At 37.8% G+C, this 4,602-nt stretch carries 6 protein-coding genes; all 6 read left to right on the forward strand.

Features of this window, described 5'->3' with window-relative positions; translation table 11 throughout:
* The coding region (locus HJC33_RS00050) for a dTDP-4-dehydrorhamnose 3,5-epimerase family protein (RefSeq protein ID WP_171656749.1) at positions 1–167 on the forward strand (167 nt) is incomplete at its 5' end.
* A gap of 9 nt (positions 168–176) precedes the next feature.
* Positions 177–971 (forward strand): 3'(2'),5'-bisphosphate nucleotidase CysQ, encoded by a 795-nt coding sequence (cysQ, locus tag HJC33_RS00055; protein WP_171656754.1) that lies wholly within the window; start codon positions 177–179, stop codon positions 969–971.
* Entirely contained in the window at positions 972–1,406 is a 435-nt protein-coding gene (locus HJC33_RS00060; protein WP_171656750.1) for a DUF2061 domain-containing protein, read from the forward strand. It begins immediately after the preceding gene.
* Positions 1,388–1,978, forward strand: a complete 591-nt coding sequence (gene cysC / locus HJC33_RS00065; RefSeq protein ID WP_171656751.1) for an adenylyl-sulfate kinase — start codon at positions 1,388–1,390, stop codon at positions 1,976–1,978. Before HJC33_RS00060 ends, cysC begins: the two co-directional genes overlap by 19 nt.
* Complete coding sequence (gene cysD, locus HJC33_RS00070) at positions 1,978–2,883, forward strand: sulfate adenylyltransferase subunit CysD (RefSeq protein WP_171656752.1); 906 nt, start codon at positions 1,978–1,980, stop codon at positions 2,881–2,883. Before cysC ends, cysD begins: the two co-directional genes overlap by 1 nt.
* Positions 2,884–2,891: 8 nt before the next feature.
* Positions 2,892–4,145, forward strand: coding sequence for a sulfate adenylyltransferase subunit CysN (cysN, locus tag HJC33_RS00075; protein WP_171656753.1), 1,254 nt, complete (start codon positions 2,892–2,894; stop codon positions 4,143–4,145).
* The last annotated feature ends 457 nt before the right edge of the window (positions 4,146–4,602 follow it).

Genomic DNA, 4,602 nt, shown 5'->3' on the forward strand with positions numbered 1-4,602 from the left:
AATCAGCCCATTTTTTTTATAAGTGTGACAATTATTATAACAAAGAATCAGAGGGAGGAATAAATTATAAAGATTCATTTCTAAACATTGATTGGGAAATACCTTTTGAAGAGATACAAGTTTCTGAAAAAGATGAAAACTTGCCCAATTTTAAATCAATCATATAAATTTTGAATATACGCGACACTATTTTAACCGCAATCCCCGCTTCTATTGATGCTGGCAAGGCAATTATGAAAGTTTATGAGACGGCTGATTTTGAAACGGAGCAAAAAAAGGATGACTCACCACTAACTAGGGCCGATTTGGAATCCAATAGAGTTATCATGTCTTATCTAACCAAAACGGAGATTCCAATTATTAGTGAAGAAAACAAATCTATTGACTATGTTGAGAGGAAAGATTGGGATTTGTGCTGGATGGTGGATCCGTTGGACGGAACCAAGGAGTTTATCAAAAGAAATGGTGAGTTTACAGTCAACATAGCCCTTATTCAAAATGGAACTCCGATTATGGGAGTAATTTATGTTCCAGTCAGCAGAGAATTATATTATGCAGATTGTTTGGAGCAAAAGGCATTTAAACATGTTTTAAACAATGAGGATGAAAAAATTCCTCATTTTGCCTTGGAAAATCAGTTATCCTTCCCCACAAAAGAAGAAAATACCACAGTTCGTGTCGTTGGTAGTAGATCACACATGAATGAGCAAACAACAAAGTTCATAGAAGCTTTAAAGCAACAATCAAAAGAGGTGGATATCGTATCCAAAGGAAGCTCACTAAAATTTTGCCTAGTCGCGGAGGGCAAAGCAGATGTTTATCCCAGAATTGCACCTACAATGGAATGGGATACTGCGGCCGGACATGCTATCTGCAAGGCTTTGGGCCTAAAAGTTACCCAGTGGGGCTCAGAAAGTGAACTTACCTACAACAAGAAAAACCTTTTAAACCCCTATTTTTTAGTTCACTAAATGACGCAAAAGGTATCTTACAAAAGGCACTTGGCCAAGACTATTACATGGAGAATTGTAGGAACCTTGGATACAATTTTACTTTCTTGGGCTATTACAGGAAACCCTTTTACCGGTTTAAAAATTGGTGTTTCGGAAGTGGTCACCAAAATGGTTCTTTATTATCTGCATGAAAGGACATGGATAAAAATAGGAATAGGGGACAGTCGCAGAAGGCATATTCTGAAAACAATTACTTGGCGAGTTCTGGGAACTTTGGATACAATTATATTGTCTTGGGTTATTTCTGGTAACCCGTGGACAGGGTTGAAAATAGGTTTTGTGGAAATAATTACCAAAATGATACTGTACTATTATCATGAAAGGGCGTGGTATAGAATCAATTATGGTCTTGATATAAGAAAACGAGCAAAAAAATGGAAAAGAACATCATAAAACACAATTATAAAGTTGATGTGTATGAAAGAAGAAAAGGTAATGGCCATGGCTCCTTTCTGATTTTCTTTACTGGATTATCAGGTTCTGGTAAATCAACTATTGCCAATGCAGTTGAACAAAAATTGTTTGATGAGGGAGTAAAGACCTATATTCTGGATGGAGATAATGTCCGACATGGAATCAATAAGGATTTAAGCTTTTCACCAGAAGACCGGTCAGAAAATATCAGAAGAATAGGAGAAATTGCAAATCTTTTTGTTGATGCTGGAGTGGTGGTTTTGGCGGCGTTCGTTGCTCCCTATGAAAAAGATAGAAATTTGATTAAGGAAACGGTAGGAAACAACAATTATATTGAGGTTTTTGTAAACACTAGTCTTGAAGAATGCGAACGCAGAGATGTTAAAGGACTATACAAAAAAGCAAGAAAAGGTGAAATTAAGGATATGACGGGCGTATCAAGCCCTTATGAAGTACCTTTGCAACCAGATGTTGTTCTCACAGAACAAAACAGCATTGAAGAATCAGTAAACAAAGTATACGAGTTGATCAGACACAAATTACAATTGTAATGAGTAAATATTATTTAAATTATCTGGACGAGTTGGAATCGGAAGCGATTTTTGTGCTTCGTGAAGTTTGGGCCCAGTTTCAGAATCCGGTCATTTTGTTTTCGGGAGGGAAAGACTCCATTGTTGTTACACATTTGGCTAGAAAAGCATTTTATCCCAGTAAAATTCCATTTGCCTTGATGCATGTGGATACAGGACATAATTTCCCTGAGACCATAAAATTCAGGGATGACCTTATCAAAAGCTTAGGGGTCAGGTTGATTGTAGGTTCGGTACAAGAATCTATAGATCAAGGTAGAGTGGCAGAAGAAAAAGGGAAAAATGCAACTAGAAATGCTTTGCAGATTACAACCTTGTTGGATGCCATAGAGGAACATAAAGTGGATTGTGCCATTGGTGGAGGAAGAAGGGACGAAGAAAAAGCCAGGGCCAAGGAAAGATTTTTTTCACACAGAGATGATTTTGGACAATGGGATCCAAAAAACCAACGTCCAGAACTATGGAACCTTTTTAATGGGAAGCATTTTGAAGGTGAGCATTTCCGAGTGTTTCCGATTAGTAACTGGACAGAAATGGATGTTTGGAATTACATTAAAAGGGAAAACATAGAAATTCCATCGCTGTATTTTGCACATGAAAGAGAGGTAGTTTGGAGGAGCAACTCTTGGATTCCGAATTCTGAGTTTCTGAAGTTAGAAGGAACAGAGGAAGTAGTTACGAAAAAAATAAGATTTAGAACTTTGGGAGACATTACCATTACCGGCGGTATTGAATCAGATGCGGACACTTTGGAAAAGATAGCACAGGAAGTAGCTGCCATGCGACAAACCGAACGTGGCAACAGAAGTGATGACAAGCGTTCCGAAACCGCCATGGAAGACAGAAAAAAACAAGGATATTTTTAGCACGGTATATGTTAGACAACAATCAACTTTTACGGTTTACCACCGCCGGAAGTGTGGATGACGGAAAGAGCACGTTGATAGGAAGGCTATTATATGACTCTAAATCCATTTTTGAAGATCAGCTCGAAGCCATTGAGAACACCAGTAAACAAAAAGGACACGAAGGTGTCGATTTAGCACTTTTTACAGATGGTCTTCGAGATGAAAGAGAACAAGGAATCACTATTGATGTGGCGTATCGGTACTTTACCACACCAAAGAGAAAATTCATCATTGCAGATACTCCGGGGCATATTCAATATACCCGAAACATGGTGACAGGAGCTTCAACTGCCAATGCGGCCATTATTTTGGTCGATGCAAGACATGGAGTCATCGAACAGACCAAGAGACATGCCTTTATAGCATCACTCTTACAAATACCCCACGTGATTGTGTGCATTAATAAGATGGATTTGGTTGATTTTTCTGAGGAAGCTTATAACAAGGTTATAGTCCAATTTGAAGAGTTCTCGTCTAAACTATTGGTAAAAGATATCAGATTTATACCAATAAGCGCTCTATTGGGAGACAATGTCGTTAATAGATCTGAAAACATGGGTTGGTACCAAGGAGCTCCTCTGTTACACACCCTGGAAACTATGCATATAAGCAGCGACATCAACAAGGTGGATGCTAGATTCCCGGTCCAGACCGTTTTAAGACCGCAGAGTGAGGAATTTAGGGATTATAGAGGTTATGCAGGACGTATGGCCAGCGGAGTGCTAAGAAAAGGAGATGAGGTCACCATTATGCCTTCTGGCTTTACTTCCAAAATAAAATCAATAGACACTTTTTCTGGTGAAGTAGAAGAAGCTTTTGCCCCGATGTCGGTCTCCATTACCCTTGATGATGACATTGATATCAGCAGAGGGGATATGATTGTTCGTTCCAACAACAAACCTGAAGCACAACAAGATATAGAAGCTATGTTGTGCTGGCTTCATAATGACCCAGCAAAGCCCAGAGCAAAGTATACCATAAAACACACCTCTAATGAACAAAAGGCAATGATTAAAGAGGTGGTTTATAAGATAGACATTAACACCTTGAATCGTAGTTCTGATGATAAGGAAATGTCGATGAACGATATATGCAAAGTTCGTATTCGGACCACAAAGCCATTAATGATAGACCCATATAGAGAAAATAGAACATCGGGAAGTATTATTTTAATTGATGATGCTACTAATGAAACGGTAGCGGCGGGAATGATGGTTTAGCTATGCGCTAATGATGAATCTAACCCCCGTTGTTTATAAGATACTTTTATTATAGTAATTGTGACGCACATGGGTTACGGCTTTTTTACTAAAAAGAGATAAGGTGTTAACTATCAACAGAAAATCATGGAAATTTTGAAATAAGTTACGGTATTTTTAATATGGTTTTCAAGACTTCTCTAATAAATCAGTTGTTTCCATATCAATCCTTTTTTTGATGCAACAACCATCAATCAAAAGAGGAAAACCCGTTATATTTGTATTTGTGGAACAAACCTTAAACAGTTTTGTTTTTTAGAATATAGCCATGTACAGAAAGAAGGAAAGAAACAAGATGAATAGTTTTTTATTAAGAATATAGAATAACCCACCTTATTATTAAATGGCGGACCAACCAGTACATCAGAACACTTCAGATGAGATAGATTTGGGACAATTGTTCCAATTGATTGGAAGA

This window comes from Flagellimonas amphidinii (genome assembly GCF_013090115.1).
GTDB lineage: Bacteria > Bacteroidota > Bacteroidia > Flavobacteriales > Flavobacteriaceae > Flagellimonas > Flagellimonas amphidinii.